This is a genomic window from Psychrobacter maritimus (assembly GCF_904846345.1).
GTDB classification, from domain to species: Bacteria; Pseudomonadota; Gammaproteobacteria; order Pseudomonadales; family Moraxellaceae; genus Psychrobacter; species Psychrobacter maritimus.
In genome coordinates, this window is the sequence record NZ_CAJHAJ010000006.1 from 189,657 (window position 1) to 212,957 (window position 23,301).

The following is a 23,301-nucleotide window of genomic DNA, read 5'->3' on the forward strand; positions in this document are numbered from 1 at the left end:
ATTTTATAGATCAAGATTTTCTGATATCCCTTAAAATCCAAACGTATGAATCTAGTAAATAACGGCTGCTTTCTAACTTAAAATCTTCTTACTACCTTTCAGAGTTTTTAGCTATAACCCACAGGACTCAGTTTGTTATATTTCCAAACACCTTTACAGACCATTTCAAATAGACACCATTAATGAAACCCTTTAAATTTAGAATTATTATTTAAAGGGTTCCATTAAAAATACGTCAACTCTACCAATAGCAAACAGCTGATTCGCCTCCAAATACCCTAGATCAACCACTTCCTATGTGATTGACCCAGAAGCTTTACCAGCACTGACTACTTTTCGATAACTGTGCTTTCCTTATCCTTGCCATGCGGTATCAACCATTTACCAAACCATCCAGATAAATCATCCATCAGGGTATAAACCACGGGAATGACTACGAGACTTAATAAGGTTGAGGTCACCAATCCGCCTAATACCGCAGCAGCCATCGGACGACGGAAGGTAGGGTCGGCATCGCCCCAACCAAAAACTAAAGGCAACATGCCCGCGCCCATCGCAATGGTGGTCATAATAATTGGCCGCGCACGCTTACGACAAGAATCAATAATGGCATCAAAACGCGCCAAACCTCGGCGCTGTGCAATCAGGGCATAGTCGACCAACAAGATAGAGTTTTTGGTCGCGATACCCATTAGCATAATAAAACCAATCATCGATGGCATCGACAGACTGCTATTGGTAATCACCAAGCCGACAAAAGCGCCACCGATAGACAACGGTAACGCCATCAAAATAGTAAAGGGCTGCAATATCCGCCCAAATAATAAAATCAGCACGCCTAAAATACAGACCACACCAACCGACATCGCAATCACAAAACCGCTAAATAGCTCAGCCATGTTTTCTGCTTGCCCTTGGTCAATAATGGTAATAGAAGCTGGCATCTGTTGCATACTGGGTATGCTTTTAACCGCTTGCACCAAGTCGCCAAGCTCGCCATTGGCAGGCTGGACGGTGATACTAATCGCCCGTTCACGATCGAGGCGGCTGATTTGCGCAGGTCCAGTACCAAAATCTAACGACGCCACTTCACCCACTCGTACGCCTTGTCCAGCTGGTAAGGCACTCGGCACATATAAACCTTCTAATTGACTGACATTTTGCTTGGCGATATCTGGCAAACGTACCACTATCGGTATCTGCCGCGTATCGAGATTGAGCTTAGATAAACGCTGCTCATAATCGCCCACGGTCGCCACACGTAAGGTCGTAGCAATATCTTGCGTGGTCACGCCTTTATCAGCCATCGCCAGTCTATTTGGTGTCACCGTCAGCTCTTGGCGCGGCAGGCTGCGATCACTGGTGACAGCGCCGGCGCTTGGTAACGCCCGAATCTCTGCCATCATTTGCTGCGCTGTTTGCTCAAGCAGGCGCGGATCGGTACTGGTTAAAGAAAAATTATAACCAGTTTCACCGCCACTCGATAAACCAACGGAAAAGCGCGCGCCCGGCACTTCTGCCAACATGCTGCTTATCTGACGCTCAATCTCTTGCTTAGAGCCGCGCTCTGCTCTTGGAGCAAGCACAATATCTAAGCCTGCGATATTTTCAGCTTTGCCGCCTGAGCTGGCTTCCATTGCCGCTTGCGCTTCTCCTACTGAGGTAAAAATATTGGTCACTTCAGGCATGGCCAATATACGTTCACTGGCCATCGCAGCAACACGCTCGGTATCTTCAAGCGCCACATCAGGGGTCAGCTCAATCTCGACCCGCGTCTGGTCAATATCATTATCAGGGATAAAGGACGTCGGTAGTAATTTCACCAAAGCCAACGACGCCACAAACAATATTAACGTCGCCCCCATCGTAATCCAGCGATGATGCAGCGTCCATGAGACCACTTTTAAATACCAATCCATCAGCGCGCTTTGTTTTTCAACGTGCTTTTTTTCTGGGCGCAATATATAAGCGGCCATCATCGGGGTGATTAGGCGCGCGACCATTAACGATGCAAATATGGATAAGGCCGCTGTCCAACCAAATTGCCGGAAAAACTGCCCGACAATACCGCCCATAAAGGCCGTCGGTAAAAATACCGCAATTAGAGTAAAGGTGGTCGCGACGACTGCCAAGCCAATCTCGTCAGCCGCTTCCATCGCAGCTTCATAAGGCGTTTTGCCCATACGCAAATGGCGGATGATGTTTTCGACTTCTACAATCGCATCATCGACCAGTACACCGATGACCAATGACAGTGCTAATAACGAGATAATATTAAGGCTAAAGCCAAATAAGTACATACCTAAAAAAGTAGGAATGACTGACAGTGGCAATGCCACAGCCGCTACAAAGGTCGCGCGGATATTGCGTAAGAATAAAAACACCACTACCACGGCAAGCAAACCGCCTTCTATCAACATACGTAAAGATGCTTGATAATCCTCGGCAATTGGCGTGGCTCTATCGTAGACTTTTTCAATATCGATATTGCCGATATCGGCTGACAGCTTGGCAAGCTCAGCATCAACCAGCTCCATGACCTCAACCTCACTGGCACCGCGTGAACGGGTGATATTAAATGCCACTACGGTTTCGCCATCTAGCTTGGCAATCGAGCTTGGGTCAGCGGCGCCATCAGTGATTTGCGCCATACGTCCAAGTGCTTGCGTACCACCTGTCGGCACAGCAACTTGTAAATTGTTTAAATCACTGGCGCGCTCAACCGCCCCAAGCACACGAATAGTCTGGGTGGTTTTGCCTACTTCTGCTTCACCGCCTGAGCTGTCTTGCTGAATACCAGTGATTTGATTGGATAACTGAGTGATAGAAAGCTTAAGACCACTTAGAGTAGTAGGGTCAGCGGCAACCGTAATCTCACGCTGCAAACCGCCGATACGGCTCACGGTACTGACACCCGGTATATCAGAGAGACGCTTGGTAATGGTGTCATCGACGAACCAAGATAAATCCTCCACATTCATATTTTCAGAGGCAACAGAGTAGGTAACGACGGGGAAACCTGACGTTGAAACCTTGGTAATGATGGGATCATTGGCAGCGGCTGGTAAATCGCCCCGTACCTCACCGACTGCCGAACGCACATCGTCGACCGCTTCTTGAATGTCTTTTTCTAAGACAAACTCGGTGGCTATGGTCGCTACGCCCGTCTGTAATGTGGTGCGAATATGCTTGACACCCTCAATACTGGTAAGCTTATTTTCCACCTTTTTTGCAATATCGTTTTCGAGCTGCGATGGCGCAGCACCCGGCAAGGTTACCGTAACCACTACCGCTGGCAGGTCAATATCGGGAAACTGCTGCACCTTCATTTGCATAAAGCCGTAGATGCCGCCCAAGGTCAGCAGCACAAATAGCAAGATAGCAACTAAAGGATTTCTAATCGAGTAAGCGGAAACATTTAAACTCATGAGCGCGCCTGCGTGGCTGTGCCAGTGCTTACGGCGGTTGCCGTTTTACCAGCTTGGCTGCCTGTTTTATCATTGGCTGTATTTAAACCATCAACGACACGTACTAAGTCGCCATCGTTTAAGAAGCTACCGCCTTGCTTTACCAGTCGGCTTTCTGCAGGTAATGGCTCTGTCAGCGCCACACTATCACCAAAGCGCTCACCTAAGGTCACGCGTTGTTGTTTGATACGGCCAATGTTTTGACCGTTTTGACTATTAACATTAGTCACTAACATCACATAATCATAACCATCATTACTGACAATGGCGCTATTAGGCACGGTTTGGGCGCTGGTACTACCCAATAAAAACTCGCCCGTTTGATACATGCCTGCCCGTACTTTTGAGTTAGCAGCAAGGCTGGCATAAATAGTAATTTGGCGGTTATCATCGGCAGTTGGTGCAATACGACTGACTTGCCCCATGACTGAATCGCCGCCCGGTAAGCTGACGCGTACTGGCGTGCCGACATTGACTTCACCAAGGAGTTTAGGATCGATATCCGCGCGCCATTCCAAAACTCCGCCTTTAATAATGGTAAATAGCGGCTCACCGCCAGCGACCATACCGACCTCAGCCATTTTTTCACTGATGACACCGCTGACCGGTGCGACCACATTGGCATTATTGACACTTAAACGCTGGGTACTTAGGCGCGCTTTGGATGCTTGCAAGGCCGCCTGTGCTTGCAGTTTAGAGGTGCGATAGCGATCCGCTTCTTGTCTACTGATGGCATCAATCTCAATCAGCGGCAGGACACGAGCGGCATCGGCAGTCGCATTGGCAAGCGTTGCTTCTGCTTCAGCAACATCGGCCTCAGCTTGCAAGACTTGCTGCTCCATGGCATCGGTATCAAATATCGCCAGTACTTGCCCTGCTTTGACGCGATCGCCCTCCTCGACCAATATACGCTCGATAGCAACGCCGTTTACTTTGGCACTGACATTAGCGACATCTTTAGCGTTGATGGTGCCATCGGCACTGAGTGTGTTACCAATACTGTCTTGGCTTGGCGACACCGTTTCGACCGACAACACCGCTTGCGCGCTGCTGGCATCGTCTGGGTTTGCGCTAGCGTTTTGCACACTGTTAGCAGCTGGCGACTCATTACTCACCGCTTTATCACCGCCCCAGTACTTGCCGACCAATACCCCGATTACAAGCACGATAGCCAATACCGGCAACAACCATAAGGGAAATTTCGACCTTGGTTTAGGCGCTCGTCCATCCGCTTGGCGGTAAGGTGGTAGCTCAGATTCAACTGGCAGCTTGTGGTCTTCAACATCGCTCATGATAACTCTCTGTCAATACAGGCAATTAGAAATGGTATAAGGAATAGAATGTTAGAAACATAATAGGAAAAAAAACAGACCAGCGTCAATCAAAGCAACCTCAGACAGCAAGCAATAAACAATATGGTTATGCATTTTAAGCTTAAAAAATAGCAGCTTATAAATACTCTACCCATGCTCACCGTCAACCTTTGACCCGCGCAGCACTATTTATGATTACATTAGTCTGTAAATTTATTGAGGATAGCATATATCAAGTCATCATCTTATTTTTATATATAGTGTCTTAGGTTCGTAAGTTTAGCGTCTACTAATAATAGGCTAATGTAAAAACTCTCAAAGCGAATACGATAAAAGTAATAAACTAGTAGAACGGCTCGTTAATGGATTTGAATAGATAGAGATACATTTTATAATTTATAACCAAAAAAACACAACGCACACCCCTAAGAATATGCGCTATGTTTATTAAGTCCTGAATTTTTTATAAAGTGTTTATTAGAAACGATAGCCAACACCAAGGAAGGTAATATAAGGATCAATATCGAGGTTAGACTTTGCTCGAATCAATTCTTCATTCTTATCGTTTTTGACTGTAATCGTCGTATCACTGTCCAGCTTTGCATAGGACACAGAGCCTACCCCAAACCATTTGTCATTAAAGTCATAGGTAGCACCAAGCGTAACGATAGGCGCAAAGGCACTGTCAGCCTCAACATCCACGCTCATCCCTTGACTGGATTTCACATCTTCTAACGCAGCGCCCGCTTTGCCATCTTTAATATTTTGAATTTGGTGTCCAGCCCTTTCTAAATCTTTACGAATACCATCATTTAGCTCAATGTCATCAAAATAGGCATACATCACCCCAGCACCGACATAAGGGCGAAATTTATTGACTCCAGATTTGCCAAATTGATATTGCACTCCTGCGGCCGGTAGCCATGCACGAGCACTAGAGGCCACGCCATTACCTTGCTCTAAATCGGTAATCGGCATATCCTTTGAAATTTCAAAATCACCTAATAGGGTGCCTGCGATACCGTCCGGACTGACCGTGCCCTTTAATGGTGCATATACCTGCCCTTGACCTAGGATATCGACTTTGGGCGGTATGCCAGCTTTGACCTCAACTGACCAATGATCATTAATATAATAATTAAACAACAAGCCAAACGTATCGACGTCATCGGACTCAAGCCCTGTACCAGCACTGGTCCAGCTTTCTAAGCCGTTAATTTTGGTCGTACCAGAGACGTCGCCTAATACAGGAACTTTGGATAAATCCGTTTTAGCACCTAGACCCTTTAATGTGCCATCTATAAATCCAAAACGATCTTGATCTTTAACCAAAACCTCTCTGACCGTTTCGACCTTTACGCTGCCATTATTAGCAACTGTGCCGTCTTTGATGGCAGTGGTATTTTCTAAGGGGTTGGCTTTGCCTTGCGGAGAGGCGTGCAACCAGCCAGCAGAGACAGAAAAGCGTTTGAAGCTACCATCGGTTTTAAAGTAATCAAACTCAGCAACAGCAGATTGGCTAAATAATAATGGCGTTGCAATGGCGCAAGCGAGAGTTAACATCTTTTTCATGAAACATCCTTGTTAATAAATTCAGGCCGTGAATTAGAAGCATGAATGGCACAGCAATCACTAAACAGATTAGATAATGTTGGCAGTATTAAGCCGTCACGCTCTCATTCTAACGTCCTGTTAGAATCGGTAAAACAACTAGAAATGCGCGAATTTCAAAGACTTATCGTGATAAAAATCGCTACATTCTAGTAAACGCATGGAAGACGCTTTGGCAATCCACTGCCGTAAACTGCCACACTCTAATTGTCATATCAAGGATGATTCCAGAACAACCAAGTCAATATTCGTTGACAAAAATTAAACACAGCATTCGTTTTTTCAAAAGACTGCTTATAAAAACCATAAAGAAAAGCCATTATTCCTAGAAGAATAATGGCTTTTCTTATGTCAATCAGTATCAGGAAAATTCTTGCGTCAATCAGCATTAAGCATTGGTATAGCGACTGGCCTCTGGCATCCAGCGGTGTATCAATTGGCTTACGTCGGCTTTACGTGTTGGGTCAGCAATAAGATGTTTTGCTAAGCGCTGTGCAATAGCAAATAATTGCTCATCACGAATAAGGTCGGCCAAATAATAACCAACGTTGCCGGTTTGGCGTTTGCCTAACAGCTCACCAGGGCCGCGCAGCTCTAAGTCTTTTTGCGCAATAACAAAACCGTCGGTACTTTCTCGCAGGACGTTTAAGCGCTCCGTGCCCGTCTCTGATAACGGCTTTTGGTATAATAGTACGCAGAAGCTTTTGGTCGAACCACGACCAACGCGCCCACGTAATTGATGTAATTGCGATAACCCTAGCCGTTCGGCATTTTCGATGACCATTAACGACGCATTAGGAACATCAACACCCACTTCGATAACGGTAGTGGCAATCAATAAATCAAGATTGCCAGTCTTGAATTCTTGCATGATGGCTTGTTTGTCAGCGGACTTCATTTTGCCATGTACCAAGCCAATGCGAATATCCAAGCGCTCATTTAAGTCTTCATAAGTCGCTTCTGCTGCTTGCGCATCGAGCACGCTGGATTCTTCTACCAATGAGCAGACCCAATACGCCTGCCTGCCTGCTTCACAATTGACCGCAATACGCTCAATGACTTCATCGCGGCGGTTACGGTCAATGGTCACCGTGGTAATTGGCGTACGCCCCGGTGGCAACTCATCGATGATGGAAGTATCCATATCACCATAAACGCTCATCGCGAGCGTACGCGGAATCGGCGTTGCCGTCATAATCAGCTGATGCGGCGTGCTATTGGCCACGCCTTTATTGGTCAAGGCCATACGCTGCTCAACACCAAAGCGGTGCTGCTCATCAATAATAACCAAGCCCAATTTGGCAAACTGTACTTGCTCCTGAAATAATGCATGGGTGCCAACGACCACTTGTACCGTATTTTCCGCCACTGCCGCTAAGGCTTCGCGGCGCTGCTTTGCCGTTTGTTTACCAGCGAGCCAGCCAACGCCGACCCCTAACGGCTCAAACCAGTTTTTAAAATTCACCAAATGCTGCTCTGCTAAGATTTCCGTTGGCGCCATGACCGCCACCTGCCAGCCACTATCCAATGCATAACCCGCCGCTCCTGCCGCAACCAAGGTTTTACCAGCGCCGACATCGCCTTGTACCAGTCTTAGCATCGGAATAGAGGTCGCCATATCAGCCGTGATATCTTTCATGACTCTTTTTTGTGCGCCGGTTAAATCAAACGGCAATGCTGCAAATAATTTATCAGCCAATGGGCTTTGGCTAGTACATTTAGGCGCTTTATACTGATGTAATTGCTGACGGCGATATAATAGGCTAAGTTGATGCGCGGTCAGTTCTTCAATGATTAAACGCTGACAAGCCGCATGGGTACGGGCACTTAATTGCGTCAGCAGCTGATATTGTCGCCCTGCATCGGTATAAGTCGGCGGCGTATGCAGCAATACTAAGGCTTCAAATATGGTTAAGTTATAGACATTATTATTGGCAATATCATTAGCAGTGACTGTATTAGAGTCATTATTTACGCCATAAATAGAGGACGCAGCTCTATTTACACTATTGTTAATAGAATTGTCAGGCACACTACGCGCGAGGGTTGAAAATATATCGTCTGGAAAATCATGTTCCGCAATTGCTAATTTAGCAGGCTCAAAAGGTACTAACGGTAAATCAGCGACCACAGCAAAGTCAGCCGGCGTAAACAAAGTCATCGGTAAACCTTGAGTACGAACCGTTTGCAGCGCAAGCTTAATTAGCGTGCGCAGCTTATTTTGATGCAAGCCTTTCACGCTAGGATAAATCGGCTGTAAGCCTGTATTAACGACGGCTTCGTTACTGCTAATGATTTGATATTCAGGATGATGTATCTGCTTACCGTAACGACTGACCTTTACTTCGCCAAATAATTGCAACTGCGTACCAAGACTCATCGTTTGCGCAAGACCTTGATACACCTTGAAAAAACGCAGCGATATGGTGCCAGTCTCATCATCGACCACCACCGTCATGCCACTACGCTTGGTATCGACATGTACCACCCGCCCTGTAATCAAGGCAGCTTGCCCATGTGCCACATCGGCTATCGATACCAGTCGGCTACGATCTTCATAGTCACGCGGCAGATGCAGCAGTAAATCGAAAATGCGCTCAATACCTAATTGGGCTAATTGCTCGGCCACTTTTGGTCCCACACCCGCCAGCGCCGTCACCGGCATATCAAGCGCCGAAACGGGCATATCAGACCTAATATGGTCTGATGGATTCACTGTCGCGTGCTTAACCGATATGGGCATCAATAATCCTAATGATGTTAAGGTAAATATTATTTAATCAACTGTCTTTTTTGTCGTCTATTTTTTAAAGTCTGAGCCGTCTTATAAAAGCTATAATCATCAACCTGCTATAAAACACTCAGTCATTATGATTATAACTGACAAGCGACTTGCTTATGCTAAGCTATTTAGCGATACGGCGTCTAGCTGATTTCTGAGTAAGCTATTGATGAATGGCTTATCGTATAACCATTTATTCCTCTATGACGATTTTTGCTAAGGTTTTTTATGTTTTCATTTGCTAACTATTATCCATATCGTCATTTATCACGATTACTGCGATTCAGTATGCTTGGCATATTGGGATTGTCTATGAGTGCTTGTCAGAGCCTGTCGCCAGTTGCTGAGACAGTCACGCCTATAAACAATCAACCAAAAGTCGCCCTAGTCTTAGGCGGCGGCGGTGCAAAAGGCTTTGCCCATATCGGCGTGATTAAAGCGTTAGAAGAAAACGGTATCACGCCAACGCTAGTGGTCGGTACCAGTGTCGGTAGTCTAGTTGGCAGCTTATATGCCAGTGGTTATAACGCCAAACAGCTTGAACAATTAGCCTTAAATACTTCTGATAGTGAATTGACAGATTTCACCTTATCCAACCAAGGCTTTATCGAAGGTATTAAGCTTAAAAACTTTATCAATACAAAAGTAAGCGGACGCGCTATAGAGGACTTTCCAATATCTTTTGCGGCAGTTGCTGCCGAAAAACACACGCTAAAAAAGGCAGTTTTTAGCAGTGGCAATGCCGGACTTGCGGTACAAGCATCCTGTAGTGTCCCCAATATTTTCATTGCGCCGCGCATTCCTGAACAAGTCGGTAAAAAATATATCGATGGCGGTGTGGTCAGCTTAGTACCGGTTGATACAGCGCGTGACTTGGGTGCAGATATTATCATCGCCGTTGATGTGACTGCTGCTAATGTTAATACTTCCGCCAGCAATAGAAAACCGACCATCAACTCATTAACCAGTTTTTGGGGCTTTCTTGAGAGCAGCATTATCGCAAATGCCGCCGCAAATGGCACTGATTCCAGTCAAGCAAGTAGCAGTCGTACTACATCGATGCGCCGTGAGCGCGATCGCGCTGATATTATCATCATGCCAAATGTTGCTCATATCAGCTCAATCGATACCAGCCAGCGCAGTACTTTGATGACGGCTGGCACACAAGCCACTACTCCGCAAATCAATGCAATTAAACAACTTATTAAAGACAAAGCACTGAAAGACAAAGCACAGAGTAAATACGCAACGCTTTAGCAGCTCCTTAATTGATAAATGAACGGCAAATATGATCAAAACAACTTCAAGGCTACAGTACTGCTGAAGCTCAAAAAACGACAATAAAAAAGCACCGCAGTATTCACTGTGGTGCTTTTTGATGCAGCAAGTATTAAATAAATATTAAAAAAGGAATTTATTTAACACGCGCACGATATTTAACCACGACCGTGTCATTAAGACCAACGCCTTCTAAGTCCCAACGTACCGCTTTATAAAACTTTAATGGGATTTCTTGCAGTTGATTATCAACCTTGCCACGTAACGGCATACGAGCAAAATTACTGCCGTCAGCACTGCCATATGGGAAATCAGGAGATACGGCACGTAGCAATTCTACTTGCTCAGGAATACTCATGGTAACCGTCATTTTACGGACGCGATCGGCATTGGTATTGGTAAAATAGCCTTGATACTCCAAGACGTTACCTGACTGCAAACGCGTATTGGCATTGACCGGTACGAGCAGTTCCTGACCATTGGTATCGACACTAATGAGTGACGCAGTGATTTTGCTATTAACCGCTTGCGCATTTGAGCTACTGCCTTGGTTGGCATTTGCTTGCATTGCCACTGAATTATCAACGGCTTGTTCTGGCGTTGGCAACATTGCTGATGCCTGCGTCACTGCCATCACGCCAACGAGCGTACCGGCGACAACATGAAATAAGCGGTGTCCGCTCCACGCACTGAACGGGTTTGCAAAATGGTTACTTTTCTTCATGACATTCATTATCCCTAGTTAATGTATCGATAAAACAATCTTGTAATAAAAATTCGCTAATACAACAATGTGTAGATAAAACCATATAGTTATAAAACGCGTCAATACAACACGTCAACAAAATAATACTGCTAAGCAACCATCCGATTGCACACACTACTATTTTATTGCTTAATTTTTTAGCTTAGCCATCATCATATATCGTCATCGTGATGAATGTTAACTTTTTACCATGACTATTTTTAGCGATGGTTATTTTTATCAATTATCTGTGTAAGCTATGACTAAAGCAATAGCGCTTAGCATAACAAAAAGCGTTTGGCGGTACACTAATCCCGTGTTGAGGTTGTGTATATCATCTATTTACTACCAAGACTTCTTAATACCACTGAAATAAAAGATAGCTCATAACGGCGTTTTTTGCTATGGTAATTCATTAGCGACAGGCTTTTGCTGTCACGCTCCTTTTCTTATTCTAACGACTATTGCTCCCATTATGACTACTAGCGCCATGCCACAGATTAACCCCGAATACGTTCACTGGTTCCGTAACTCTGCCCCTTACATTAATACCCATCGCGGTAAGACTTTCGTGATTATGTTTGGCGGTGAGGCGGTCAATCATCCCAATTTCAGTACCTTGATTCATGACTTTGCTTTATTGCACAGCTTGGGCATCAAGCTGGTATTGGTACACGGGGCGCGACCGCAAATCGAAAAAAACCTCAAAGACGCAGACATTGCCTCGCCATTGCATCAAGATATTCGCGTGACGCCGCGCGTCGCCATGCCGTCTATTTTACAAGCCGTTGGCGCGATTCGTTTGCAAATCGAAGCCCAACTATCGATGGGCTTGGCAAACTCACCGATGTACGGCTCGCGTATCGATGCGGTTTCGGGTAATTTTGTCACCGCCCGTCCTTATGGTATCCGTGATGGCGTTGATTATCAGATGACCGGTGAAGTGCGCTCTATCGATGTTGAAGCCATTAAAAACAACCTTTTACATGACCATATCGTGATTTTAGGCTCTATGGGTTATTCAGCGACTGGTGAAGTCTTTAACTTACTGGCTGAAGATGTTGCTCTTAGTGCCGCTGTGGCGCTTGGTGCCGATAAGCTGATATTCTTAGGCGAAGAAGCCGGTATCAATCATGATAATCGCTTGCTGCGTGAGATGATTCCAAATGAAGTCGACCGCTTCTTACGTGACCGTGATTTAAACTGTGAGATTAATTACTTCTTAAGCTGCGCCAGTAGTGCGTGCCGCCAAGGGGTTCATCGCACCCATATTATCTCTTATGCCAAAAATGGCGCGCTACTCGAAGAGCTATTTACCCGTGATGGTTCTGGCACCTTGATTAGCCATGACCCTTATGAAGAGATTCGCCGTGCCAATATTGACGATGTGGTCGGACTGATTGAGCTATTATCACCGCTAGAAGAACAAGGTATCTTGGTCAGCCGCTCACGCGAGCGCTTAGAACAAGAGATTGATAACTATAGTGTCATTGAGCGTGACGGCATGATTTTAGGCTGTGCGGCGCTTTATCCGTTGGATGCAGATTCAGCAGAAGTCGCTTGTGTGGCGGTACATCCTGAATACCGTAGTGGCAGCCGCGGTGCTGACTTGCTGGCATTTTTAGAGCAGCAAGCACGCAGCCATGGTCTGCATAAGTTATTTGTGCTGACCACTCGTACCGCGCATTGGTTTGTCGAGCAAGGCTTTGCAGAAGTTGAAGCAAGCGCCCTACCGGAAGCGCGCCGTGAAAAATATAATAACGGTCGTAATTCTAAAGTATTCCAAAAGACTTTATAATTAAAAAATCCCTATAAGTAGTGAGTGAGTTAGCTATTCGTTAACTGATAATTAACCTTTAACTGCCGCGCACGAAAAAGCCCTCATAATGTATGAGGGCTTTTTATTTTTTATAAGCGCTTTCTTATAACCATTTTTTTATAACCACTTTGGGTTAAAACAGTTAAAAGCCTAATAACGCCTTATTTTACTTTTAATAGCTCAACGGTAAAGATAAGCGTGCTGTTTGGCTCGATACCGGCGTTACCCGCTTCGCCATAAGCGATGTCAGATGGGATATAGAACTCGTATTTACCGCCCTCTTTCATCAACTGTAAACCTTCCGTCCAACCAGCAATGACTTGGTTTAATGGGAATTCGATTGGCTCACCGCGCTCATAAGAGCTGTCAAATACCGTACCATCAATCAATTTACCTTCGTAGTTGACTTCAACCACGTCGGTCGCTTTTGGTGATTTGCCAGTACCAGCGGTCAATACTTTATATTGTAAGCCAGAAGCGGTGGTTTTCACGCCAGCTTTCTTGCCGTTCTCTGCTAAGAATGCCGCACCTTTGGTTTTATTTTCACCTGCTTTGGTTTCCATATCTTTAACAAACTTCTCTTCTTGTTCTTTTTGATAGGTCATCAATACTTCTTGCATTTGCTCTTGCGTCAATGCTGACTCTTTACCTTCATAGCCGTCACGAAAGCCTTTTTCAAAAGTATCAAGATTGAGATCGCCGACCGCTTCTTTATTACCTTCTGCCATCATATAACCCAAACTGTAACCCACTTTTTCATTGGCTGGGCTTTTTTCAGTTACTGAAACGCTTTTGCTGGCGGTTTCTTGATTACCATTGCTGGCGTTACAGCCGGTGATTAATAACATCGCACTAGCAAGGGCGCTAATGCTTAAGGTAGTAATTTTTTTCATAGAATACTCTCAAATTATAAGGATAGTGGCGAGATGTCACATTCTTCTATCATAACAAATCTTAGTTTTAGGAGCTATGATTCCCGTGAAATTATCGGTCAAATGTACAGTCTATGTTAATATTTGCCGCAAAAATAACAACTTATCACACAACTATAGTAAGCAGTTAAGCTTTCTGTCTTTAAATCCTTCATTACATCAGCTAAGCTAAATTAGTTAAGGTATGAAGTAACAGAACGTAGTTTTTGTTAACAATTGACATAAAGTGTTGATTGTTCTCTGTTTAGAACCGCTTTTTAAATAATTTAAATCAAAAATACTAATAATTAGGTATGTGTTTCCTGCAAATAATCCTGTTTCTATTTAATAGCGTGGATTATTTAACGGCTGATACATGAACATTCAAGGAGGACAGGATGAATCCAATGTATACATCGTTCAACGGTTATCTGGGTGGCCCTATTGGCTCCATCATCGGCGCTATTCTAATTTTTATCATTGGCTGGCTTGTGGCACTGGGTATCGCCGCCCTTGTGCGCGGTGTGCTATCGAAGATCAATCTCAACCAGCGTATGAATTCTTCTACGGGTAAAAGCTACGATTTAGAAGGGATTATCTCCAAAATCGTTTTCTGGTTTATTTTCATCATCGCCATCGCTGGCGCGTTAAGTCAATTAAATCTGAATTCTATTTCAACCCCATTTGCTAATATGGTCAACCAAGTCTTGACCTTTATACCGAATATCATTGCGGCGGTTGCCGTTGGTGTGGTTGGTTGGGTTATTGCCACCGTTGCTCGTACAGCGATTAACGCAGCGTTAGCAAAAACCTCGATGGATGAGCGTTTAAGTGCCAAGGCTGGCGTAAAGCCAATGAGCAGCACCATTGCTGATATGGTTTACTGGTTTATCCTGTTGATTGTATTGACCATGGTACTTGGTCAGTTAGAGCTTGATGGTTTATTTGCACCATTGACCAATATGGTTGATAAAATCTTCAGCTTTATTCCTAATATCCTTATCGCTGGTGTGGTCTTTGTGGTGGGTTATATCATCGCCAAAGTCGTACGCGGCATTGTAACCAACTTAGTTTCTACTTTTGATGTACAGAAGCTTGCGACCAAAGCAGGCCTAAGCGAACAAAACAGCTTGCCTAATATCGCAGGTTCACTAGCATTTTTAGTGGTTATTATTCCAACGATTATTGCAGCTTTAAATGCGCTAAAAATCGATGTGATTGCTCGCCCTGCGACCAACATGCTTAATAAAATCATGGAAGCACTGCCAAATATATTTATGGCAGCAGCGATTTTAATCGTCACCTTCTATGTCGTACGTATGGTTGCCAACATCATCAAAGGTCTACTTGAAAACACCCAAATTAATCAGTTGCCTGCGAAAGTTGGTTTAGAGCAGACGATGGGCGATAAGAAAATCTCTGACCTAGTGGGTTATGCGATTATCTTCTTTGCGATGTTGTTTGCTGCTATCGCTGCCGCTGATTTACTAGGTTTTGAGCCTATCTCAGCCATCATCACCATGTTTATCGCGTTTGGTGCCAACATCATCCTCGGCGCGGTCATTCTGTTTATTGGCTTTTGGCTTGCCAACATCATCGCTGGTGTCGTTGAGCGCTCTGAGCAAGGTTCACAGTTCTTAGCAAACATCGTACGTGTATTAATCATGGGCTTAGTATTGGCCATGGGTCTAAAAGCGATGGGTATTGCTGACTCTATTGTTAACCTCGCATTTGGTCTAACCTTAGGTGCAGTTGCGGTAGCGTTTGCTCTATCATTTGGTCTTGGCGGTCAAGAAGCAGCAGCTCGCTTCTTACGCAAGATGCAGGATAAGATGGATAGAGAGCGTGATGAAGCAAAAGCGAAATCTGCTTTGACACCGAACTCGTCAACTCAAGATAAGTTTGCCGCGTCAGTTCGTGAGAATACGCCAAATGCAGCGAGCAACACGACGCCTGTTGCCCCTGCTGCTGCCAGTACACCAAATAACTTAAGCTCAAATACTGGTACGCCTAACAACTTAGGCACAAGTAATGACTTAGATTCAAGAAGCGATTTGGGTTCTGAACCGGTTGATATTAACCACATCGAAACCGATGACAGTAATAATGGTTTCCCACCTACTAACGACAATGATAATTTGAAATAACCTATCATTTAGTAATGGATAGTCGTTAACTTAAATAAAAAAGACAGCTTAGGCTGTCTTTTTTTATGCTTGCTAGTTAAGTTTTTTATTCAAGCTTCCTTTATTTAAACTCGTCATCGCATGCTGAAATAATAATCTTTAAGCCTATTTCTACTATAGTAGAATTACTTTGAAATCGATATCAGTCGCACACAGCTATAACGTATCGTTTTTATTTTTGGCTTTGCTGCTGTAAGCGCTGTATCTGCTTGCTCAATTGACGCTCACGCTGACTCACAGCGTCGACCGGCTGTATCCATAAGTCAATATCCATAAAGCTATCTTCCGCCTCTATGATAAAATCTATACCAAGCACAATAACGTGATGCAGCTCAGCTATCGGTAAACGTGTGGCAACGTCTAAAGCAATTTTCGCCAAGTTCGGTTGAATAGCTTTTTTGCTATGCTGTCCTTCTGCATCCTGTCCATAAAATATCAGCACATAGTGCCGACCTAAACGCTCATAGGAATGTTGATGAACGACATAACCTTGTTGTTGCAGGCTTTGCTGCTGCTTTGGATGCCGATATAAAGTACGAATCAGCTCATGGCGCGAAAACAATGATTCATCTAGTATTTGCTGCTGCCAATGAGAAAGCTCTGTTTGTTGCTCCCTGCCTTTTCTAGCAATAAACTTTTCACTAACCGTCGTTATCATTTGGCTGCTAAGCTGTGACCATAAAATAGCCGCTTGCTGCATGTGCTGCTGATACATCTGGCTAGTAGGACTATGATTTTTTTGTGCAAGCGCCATAGCAATCAGGGCGGCATTGGGCGCATCCTGCATACCATATTTAATCAGCGCATTGTCTATGGCGATAGCTTGGGTAAATAACGTTGAACTATTTACGAAGTTATTAATCAACGCCTCTTCAGACTCAAAGCTTGGCACATGACTAATAGCGCTCTGTTGCAACTGCTCTAAACGATATCTTAAAAATCGCCACAATTCGCATGGCGTATGAAGCGCAGTGAGTATCGATTGCCAGTCGTGCCAGCCAAATATTTGTAGCGGCTGCCCACTATCGCTTATGTCTATGATTAAATCTTCCATAAAATAGCGGGCAGGAAAATCATGTTTTAAGCGTTTATATTTGCCATGCTGATTGTCTTTGTCTGCAACATTGCTTGATTCCTCAATATCACTTTTAAATTGAATATCAAAGACTAGCACTTCTATCGTGTGCGCTATATCGGCTTTTTGCCCAGATAAATAACCTTTATGCCATGCTAAGACTGATTTAATAGCGGTCTTACGCACGCTTTCGATATCAGCGGCAAGCACACCCTCAGGCAAATAAACCACCAGTTCTGACAACTGCAATTCACCTAATGGTAAGTGGTAAGCCAGTTTTTGAGCTTGATATTGGATTTTATGTGTCGCTTCAAGTGCTTGTATAGCAGGCAATAGCATCTCTAACTTATCAGTCTGCACATAGCAGGCTAGCTCATTGCCAAGATGAGGCTTATCAGCAATCGCAGTAGTCGAATTTGACACAATCTCAACCTTTTAATATTAAATGTATATGGTGGCGTATGACTTGCAACGAATACAATGCATGTTAGCCTAATAATCTTTGCCATTACTTTTAGCAAAAGATTAAACAACATAAGCGCAATTATACACAGTCGCTTTCGTAGCAGTGAGTTGTTATGATGGCATAAAAGCAATCAAAGTTGCGCGAGCTAATCAAGCATCCTAGCGCAGGCTCAACGACTTTCTCTATATAATCACCATCATATGATAACAAGGACTGAACATCATGAAACGCTTTAAAGAAAAAACCGTTATCGTCACCGGTGCCGGCTCAGGTATTGGTCGTGCGACCGCCATTCGCTTTGCAAACGAAGGCGCAAACGTTGTTTTAGTTGGACGTACCGCTGAAACCTTGCAGGAAACCGCTGAAGCGTTTCCACAGGACCGGACTTGGATTCATACCGACAATTTTTTGGCCGTCATCTGTGACATCAGCGTAGAAGCTCAAGTACAAGAAATGATGAAAAGAGTCATCGACAAGTTTGAGAGAATTGATGTTTTGGTGAATAATGCCGGTAAAGCCATACAAGGCAAAATCACCGAGCTGTCTTCTGAAGACTGGGAGTCGGCCATCGATGTGAATTTAAATGGCACGTTTTATGTTTGTCAGGCGGCGATGCCACATCTGATTGCTACCAAAGGCAATATTATCAATGTCTCGTCACTGTCTGGCATCGGTGGTGACTGGAATATGGCCGCTTATAATGCCGCCAAAGCCGGTATCAGTAATTTAACGCGCACCCTAGCTTTAGATCACGGCGCAGATGGCGTGCGCGTCAATGCCGTCAATCCAAGCGTTACTAAAACCGATATGACCAGCGCCATTCAAGATGATAGCAGCAAAACCGATAAGTTTTTAGACCGCTGCCCACTTGGCCGTCTTGCCGCTCCAGAGGAAGTTGCCGCTGCCATTACTTTTTTGGCGAGCGATGATGCGTCTATGATTACTGGGGTGAACTTGCCCGTTGATGGCGGTGTTAGCGCATCTAATGGTCAGCCGCATTTCTAAGCAGCCATTCAGTTTAGCCTAAATTTTATCACTTTAAGATTAAAAAAAGCCCTGATATTTTGCTATCAGGGGCTTCTTCGCTATAGATAATTAGTAATAAGACCGTTAAATCTTAATCAATCTGCTTATTAATATCCTGTAAAGGCTGCGATAAACGCTCAGGATGTCTGGGTATCACGCCCTGATACTGGGCATAGATTTTTGGTAAATCAGCGTCGATATCACCGCTAGGATAAACCAGCGACATAAAACGTATCTCTTTGGTCTTATAATCCATCGCCACGGGCAAAATAGGCACACCCGCACCTACTGCCAAATAATAAAAGCCCGATTTCCAGCTTTCGGTATATTGCCGCGTACCTTCTGGCGCTAAACCCAAAAATAGCGGCTTACCGGTTTTGAATTTATCGATACTCGCTTGCAATACCGAGCCTTTATTACCGCGATCGATAGGAATAACCCCTATCCAATTTAATAGCTGCGCAAATAATGGCACCTTAAACAGCGTATGCTTGCCCATAATACTGATTTTTAAATCTAGGGCAAATAAGCTCGGTATCGCATAAATACCATCGACGTTAGAGGTATGCGGTAGCGCTAAAACCACGGCCTGCGGAATGTTTGGAATCTTACCAACCGTACGCCAACCAGCGGCTTTTAATAACGCTGATGCGATAATTGGCGCAGCTTTATTACCACGCCTTGGGACCAAATTACCCAAATGTTTTTTGCTTAATGTCGGGAATACTTTTGAGCGCGTAGGCTTAGAAGCAGTTGATTTAGAACGGTTAAATAGCTTTGATGTCATAACGGCACCATGTAATAAAAGATAGCTACATAATAACATTAAGCTTGTGCCGCTTAGCTGAATTTTGCAGGCTTTTATTACCTGATAGCTTACTCAATTATTTATATATATGAACATATATAAATAAAGCCTATAAAATCGACGCCTATTCCTGCTCTCTCATCACTCTTTAGGATATATCAGCTAAATTACCTTTGTTCTCAAGCCAAGACTTACGATCTGCCGCGCGCTTTTTAGCCAATAGCATATCCATCACACTATTGGTCAATACCATATCATCCATATCTAACTGCACTAGACGGCGGGTATCACGGTTCATGGTGGTCTCTCGTAGCTGCTCTGCGCTCATTTCACCCAAGCCTTTGAAACGTGTGATTTGCGCTTTCTTATTGCCCGGTACATTGGCCAAAATATGCACAAGCTCAGGCTCATCAAGCGCATAATGCACCTCTTTACCGACATCGACACGATATAAAGGCGGCATCGCCACAAATAAGTGACCGGCATCTACCAAGGCAGGGAAATGCTTAACAAACAGGGCGCAAATCAATGTAGCAATATGCAGACCATCAGAGTCCGCATCCGCTAAGATACATACTTTGTCATAGCGCAGCTCAGATAAGTCATCTGACGCTGGATCGACGCCGATAGCAATCGCAATATCATGAATCTCTTGACTTGATAAAACCGTATCTGATGATACTTCCCACGTATTTAAAATCTTACCGCGCAGTGGCAATATCGCCTGATAATGACGATCGCGCGCTTGCTTGGCACTACCACCCGCAGAATCACCCTCCACTAGAAACAGCTCTGCGCCATCACGCAAATCCCCACGACAATCCGCCAACTTACCCGGCAATGCTGGACCTTGCGTGATTTTCTTACGCGCGACTTTTTTCGCAGATTTTAAACGACGACCTGCTTTATTAATCGCCAACTCGGCAATTTGGGTACCCATATCAGCATGCTGGTTTAGCCACAAGCTAAAGGCATCCTTTGCTAATGTCTGCACCGCACCAGCCGCTTCACGACTTGATAAGCGCTCTTTGGTTTGACCCGAAAATTGTGGCTCAGAAAACTTAAGCGATAGGATATAGTTCACCCCATCCCATACATCTTCTGCCGTCAGCTTGACACTACGTGGCAGTAGATTATGAATATCACAAAACTCGCGTAAGGCTTCCAAGATACCGGTGCGTAGACCATTAACGTGCGTACCGCCTTGCGCAGTCGGGATAAGGTTTACATAGCTTTCTTGCACAGGCGTACCGCCATCAGGCAGCCAAGACAATGCAAAAGTAATACCCGCTCGTTCGCCTGCTTTGGCATCGTGATTATAATAAAACGGTGCTTCAGGTAAGGTCTCTAAACCATCTAGCTGCTCGTTTAAATACTCAACAACCCCATCAGTAAACTGCCAAACGACTTTTTCATTATTAATATCATCAACGAACTCAATCGTTAGACCAGCTGCTAGCACGGCTTTAGCTTTTAGATTGTGCTTAAGTTGTTTAACGTTAAATTTAGGCGTATCAAAAAAGCTGCCATCAGCCCAAAAGTGTACTTTAGTACCACGCTTACGTTTGTTTGAGCTGATTGTTTCGGTTAAAGATGTGACTGCTGCGCCATTCTCGAACGCCATCTCAAACTGCGTACTATCACGCCATACCGTCACTTCTACTCGCGTTGATAGCGCATTGACGACAGAGATGCCTACACCGTGTAAGCCGCCTGAAACTTCATAGTTAGATGTCGAAAACTTACCACCAGCATGCAGACGGGTTAGAATCAGCTCAATACCCGTTTGATTAAATTCGGGATGAATATCGGTTGGCATGCCGCGGCCATCATCTTCGACTGATAAAGAACCATCGCTATGCAATTGCACTTTGATAACCTTGGCATAACCCGCCAATGCTTCATCGACTGAGTTATCGATAACTTCTTGCGCCAAATGATTGGGGCGCGTGGTGTCGGTATACATACCTGGGCGACGACGTACGGGCTCAAGCCCTTCTAAAACTTCTAACGATTGCGCATTATATTGACTCACAAATGCATCCTTAACTATTCATGTGCGATTAATTCTATTGAACCATTATAACGAAAAATAGCGACGGTAACGGTAATAGTCAGTCGCTCACGTCAGATAATGTCGTCTATTTAAATTGCTTGATATATCAAGTTCTCTATGAGCCTCTATGTCAGCTTTATTTGAACTTAGAGCAAATTCCTTAACATCTCAATTACCATTGGCAATTGTGCTCCAAAGTCACTAAACCTGTGATCACCCCCGGCTTGCATGGTTACTGTTACTCCCTGTTCTTTATAAAACTGTTTAGATAGCTCAGGATTTAACAGCTCATCGCCTTCTTTGATTAATACAGAAATTTTATCAGGATAATTAATCGTCGATAATTGATGCGCTGCAAACCATTGCAAATCTGCATGAGTAATATCCCACCCACCTGCTGTTGAATGAATAATATGACTGTCTAAATCCTCTTCTTCAACATTATTTTTTGCAGCCGAATCCTCAGCAAAGCGCTGTAATGTCACATGCGGCTGCGTGCTAGGATTTAATAACAGTGCTGGGTAGCCGGTATGATTGCTGATTAAAGTGGAAAAATAACCACCTAATGAGCTTCCAACCAATACTGTATTTGACGATTTAAATTTCTCATCTTCAGCATGATTACCATTGCTATTCAAATTTTCGATTAATAACAATATCTGCCTAAAAACTTGATCAGGCGTCTTATTCAAATCAGGTCGCAATATATTGATATCAGAATGATACTGGCGGCAATAATCCTCTAACAACTTGCCTTTAGTAGAGTTCGCATCGCTGTCGAGCCCATGAATATAAATAACGTTCACGTATAATCTCACTTATTAATTTTGTTATGATTGCTATATATGAATAATAAAAACTCAGCATAGCATTACGTTAATAAAAACAGTAACAATAAAACCGCACATTATTATTCACTATTTGCGACATAATAGTGTTTTAGAATGACATTAGGCACATTAAAGGAATAACGAAAATAGCAATGGAGCCGCCATGAATCAGCAGTTTGAGCTGTTCGAGATTGCCAATCCATGCATTGGTGTCTGTCAAAGCAATAAAAAAGGCTATTGCTTTGGCTGCTTACGTAGTCGACCTGAGCGTCAGTTATGGCATGAGATGACGACTGAGCAGCGCCGTGAGGTGCTACGGCTGGTCTCTGGACGTAAGCTGCGTATCGAGCAGATGAGACAGCGCAAAGGCGAGCAGTTAGGGTTTGATTTTGAAGAAGCGGTCGAGACGGGTGAGCTTTTCTAAAAAAAGCTTATGACAACGCACTACTAGGATACTAACTTTACAGTGGATAAATCAGCGTGAACACCCAATAAACCGCAACCTTTGGACAAAGAAAAGCCCCTCAACAATTAAGTTGAGGGGCGATTCAGGAATAGAGAGCTGACGATGACCTACTCTCACATGGCCGGAGCCACACTACCATTGGCGCGATGATGTTTCACTTCTGAGTTCGGGAAGGGATCAGGTGGTGCCATCATGCTATTGTCGTCAGCAAAGGGGGTTAGATATGAGTCTGTTGTTGTTATTTTGACTTTAAGTATTATCTTTTAGTCTCATCAACATAAACCTAACTGAATCAAGGTTTAAGGTGATATCGAAATATTCTTTCTTTATTCTAAAGCTTTCGCTTTACAAGATAGATTAATTAGAGCTTTGATACAAACCACTTGGGTGTTGTATGGTCAAGCCAAACGAGCAATTAGTACAGGTTAGCTACACACATCGCTGTGCTTCCACACCCTTCCA

General features: G+C 44.2%; 15 protein-coding genes and 1 rRNA gene. 5 read left to right on the plus strand and 11 right to left on the minus strand.

What is annotated here, in order from left to right:
* Positions 1–329 precede the first annotated feature (329 nt).
* The 4 genes from JMX50_RS09920 to recG all read right to left on the minus strand — a co-directional run bounded on the left by JMX50_RS09920 (position 330) and on the right by recG (position 9,134).
* Positions 330–3,428: an efflux RND transporter permease subunit gene (locus JMX50_RS09920; protein WP_201629406.1), complete on the minus strand. Its 3,099-nt coding sequence runs from the start codon at positions 3,426–3,428 to the stop codon at positions 330–332.
* Positions 3,425–4,759 (minus strand): efflux RND transporter periplasmic adaptor subunit, encoded by a 1,335-nt coding sequence (locus JMX50_RS09925; RefSeq protein ID WP_201629407.1) that lies wholly within the window; start codon positions 4,757–4,759, stop codon positions 3,425–3,427. The genes JMX50_RS09920 and JMX50_RS09925 overlap by 4 nt, the downstream gene beginning before the upstream one ends.
* A 498-nt stretch (positions 4,760–5,257) precedes the next feature.
* On the minus strand, positions 5,258–6,352 hold the full coding sequence (locus tag JMX50_RS09930; RefSeq protein ID WP_201629408.1) for an OmpW/AlkL family protein: 1,095 nt from the start codon (positions 6,350–6,352) through the stop codon (positions 5,258–5,260).
* 427 nt (positions 6,353–6,779) lie between these two features.
* Positions 6,780–9,134, minus strand: a complete 2,355-nt coding sequence (recG, locus tag JMX50_RS09935) for an ATP-dependent DNA helicase RecG (RefSeq protein WP_227671013.1) — start codon at positions 9,132–9,134, stop codon at positions 6,780–6,782.
* A gap of 267 nt (positions 9,135–9,401) precedes the next feature.
* Here recG and JMX50_RS09940 point away from each other — a divergent pair, with 267 nt between their 5' ends.
* The gene (locus tag JMX50_RS09940; protein ID WP_227671015.1) at positions 9,402–10,430 is read left to right on the plus strand and encodes a patatin-like phospholipase family protein; all 1,029 of its coding nucleotides are present in this window, start codon (positions 9,402–9,404) and stop codon (positions 10,428–10,430) included.
* Positions 10,431–10,587: 157 nt separating this feature from the next.
* Here JMX50_RS09940 and JMX50_RS09945 read toward each other — a convergent pair whose 3' ends face one another.
* Positions 10,588–11,175, minus strand: a complete 588-nt coding sequence (locus tag JMX50_RS09945; protein ID WP_201629409.1) for a hypothetical protein — start codon at positions 11,173–11,175, stop codon at positions 10,588–10,590.
* Between the two features lie 496 nt (positions 11,176–11,671).
* On the opposite strand from JMX50_RS09945, the gene argA reads away from it, so the two are divergent.
* On the plus strand, positions 11,672–12,994 hold the full coding sequence (argA, locus tag JMX50_RS09950) for an amino-acid N-acetyltransferase (protein WP_201626097.1): 1,323 nt from the start codon (positions 11,672–11,674) through the stop codon (positions 12,992–12,994).
* A gap of 182 nt (positions 12,995–13,176) precedes the next feature.
* On the opposite strand, the gene JMX50_RS09955 is transcribed toward argA, so the two are convergent.
* Positions 13,177–13,908, minus strand: coding sequence for an FKBP-type peptidyl-prolyl cis-trans isomerase (locus JMX50_RS09955; protein WP_201563943.1), 732 nt, complete (start codon positions 13,906–13,908; stop codon positions 13,177–13,179).
* Positions 13,909–14,324: 416 nt separating this feature from the next.
* Here JMX50_RS09955 and JMX50_RS09960 point away from each other — a divergent pair, with 416 nt between their 5' ends.
* Positions 14,325–16,073, plus strand: a complete 1,749-nt coding sequence (locus tag JMX50_RS09960) for a mechanosensitive ion channel (protein WP_201629410.1) — start codon at positions 14,325–14,327, stop codon at positions 16,071–16,073.
* A gap of 211 nt (positions 16,074–16,284) precedes the next feature.
* Here JMX50_RS09960 and JMX50_RS09965 read toward each other — a convergent pair whose 3' ends face one another.
* The gene (locus JMX50_RS09965) at positions 16,285–17,610 is read right to left on the minus strand and encodes a hypothetical protein (RefSeq protein ID WP_227671016.1); all 1,326 of its coding nucleotides are present in this window, start codon (positions 17,608–17,610) and stop codon (positions 16,285–16,287) included.
* Positions 17,611–17,875: 265 nt separating this feature from the next.
* Here JMX50_RS09965 and JMX50_RS09970 point away from each other — a divergent pair, with 265 nt between their 5' ends.
* Positions 17,876–18,658, plus strand: coding sequence for an SDR family NAD(P)-dependent oxidoreductase (locus JMX50_RS09970; RefSeq protein WP_201629411.1), 783 nt, complete (start codon positions 17,876–17,878; stop codon positions 18,656–18,658).
* Between the two features lie 112 nt (positions 18,659–18,770).
* Here JMX50_RS09970 and JMX50_RS09975 read toward each other — a convergent pair whose 3' ends face one another.
* The 3 genes from JMX50_RS09975 to JMX50_RS09985 all read right to left on the minus strand — a co-directional run bounded on the left by JMX50_RS09975 (position 18,771) and on the right by JMX50_RS09985 (position 22,349).
* Positions 18,771–19,466, minus strand: coding sequence for a lysophospholipid acyltransferase family protein (locus tag JMX50_RS09975; protein ID WP_227671017.1), 696 nt, complete (start codon positions 19,464–19,466; stop codon positions 18,771–18,773).
* 169 nt (positions 19,467–19,635) lie between these two features.
* Complete coding sequence (gene parE, locus JMX50_RS09980) at positions 19,636–21,522, minus strand: DNA topoisomerase IV subunit B (RefSeq protein WP_201629413.1); 1,887 nt, start codon at positions 21,520–21,522, stop codon at positions 19,636–19,638.
* Positions 21,523–21,689: 167 nt separating this feature from the next.
* Positions 21,690–22,349, minus strand: a complete 660-nt coding sequence (locus tag JMX50_RS09985) for a YqiA/YcfP family alpha/beta fold hydrolase (protein ID WP_201629414.1) — start codon at positions 22,347–22,349, stop codon at positions 21,690–21,692.
* 187 nt (positions 22,350–22,536) lie between these two features.
* Between JMX50_RS09985 and JMX50_RS09990 the strand changes: the two genes are divergently transcribed.
* The gene (locus JMX50_RS09990; RefSeq protein ID WP_201629415.1) at positions 22,537–22,797 is read left to right on the plus strand and encodes a DUF1289 domain-containing protein; all 261 of its coding nucleotides are present in this window, start codon (positions 22,537–22,539) and stop codon (positions 22,795–22,797) included.
* A gap of 136 nt (positions 22,798–22,933) precedes the next feature.
* Here the strand turns inward: JMX50_RS09990 and rrf are convergent.
* Positions 22,934–23,048, minus strand: a 5S ribosomal RNA gene (rrf, locus tag JMX50_RS09995).
* Positions 23,049–23,301: the final 253 nt, after the last annotated feature.

Coding starts and splice junctions, on each gene's coding strand:
- recG (WP_227671013.1), bottom strand. CDS start 9,134: ATGCCCATATCGGTTAAGCACGCGACAGTGAATCCATCAGACCATATT.
- JMX50_RS09920 (WP_201629406.1), bottom strand. CDS start 3,428: ATGAGTTTAAATGTTTCCGCTTACTCGATTAGAAATCCTTTAGTTGCT.
- JMX50_RS09955 (WP_201563943.1), bottom strand. CDS start 13,908: ATGAAAAAAATTACTACCTTAAGCATTAGCGCCCTTGCTAGTGCGATG.
- JMX50_RS09975 (WP_227671017.1), bottom strand. CDS start 19,466: ATGACATCAAAGCTATTTAACCGTTCTAAATCAACTGCTTCTAAGCCT.
- JMX50_RS09930 (WP_201629408.1), bottom strand. CDS start 6,352: ATGAAAAAGATGTTAACTCTCGCTTGCGCCATTGCAACGCCATTATTA.
- JMX50_RS09945 (WP_201629409.1), bottom strand. CDS start 11,175: ATGAAGAAAAGTAACCATTTTGCAAACCCGTTCAGTGCGTGGAGCGGA.
- JMX50_RS09970 (WP_201629411.1), top strand. CDS start 17,876: ATGAAACGCTTTAAAGAAAAAACCGTTATCGTCACCGGTGCCGGCTCA.
- JMX50_RS09990 (WP_201629415.1), top strand. CDS start 22,537: ATGAATCAGCAGTTTGAGCTGTTCGAGATTGCCAATCCATGCATTGGT.
- JMX50_RS09925 (WP_201629407.1), bottom strand. CDS start 4,759: ATGAGCGATGTTGAAGACCACAAGCTGCCAGTTGAATCTGAGCTACCA.
- JMX50_RS09960 (WP_201629410.1), top strand. CDS start 14,325: ATGAATCCAATGTATACATCGTTCAACGGTTATCTGGGTGGCCCTATT.
- JMX50_RS09940 (WP_227671015.1), top strand. CDS start 9,402: ATGTTTTCATTTGCTAACTATTATCCATATCGTCATTTATCACGATTA.
- argA (WP_201626097.1), top strand. CDS start 11,672: ATGACTACTAGCGCCATGCCACAGATTAACCCCGAATACGTTCACTGG.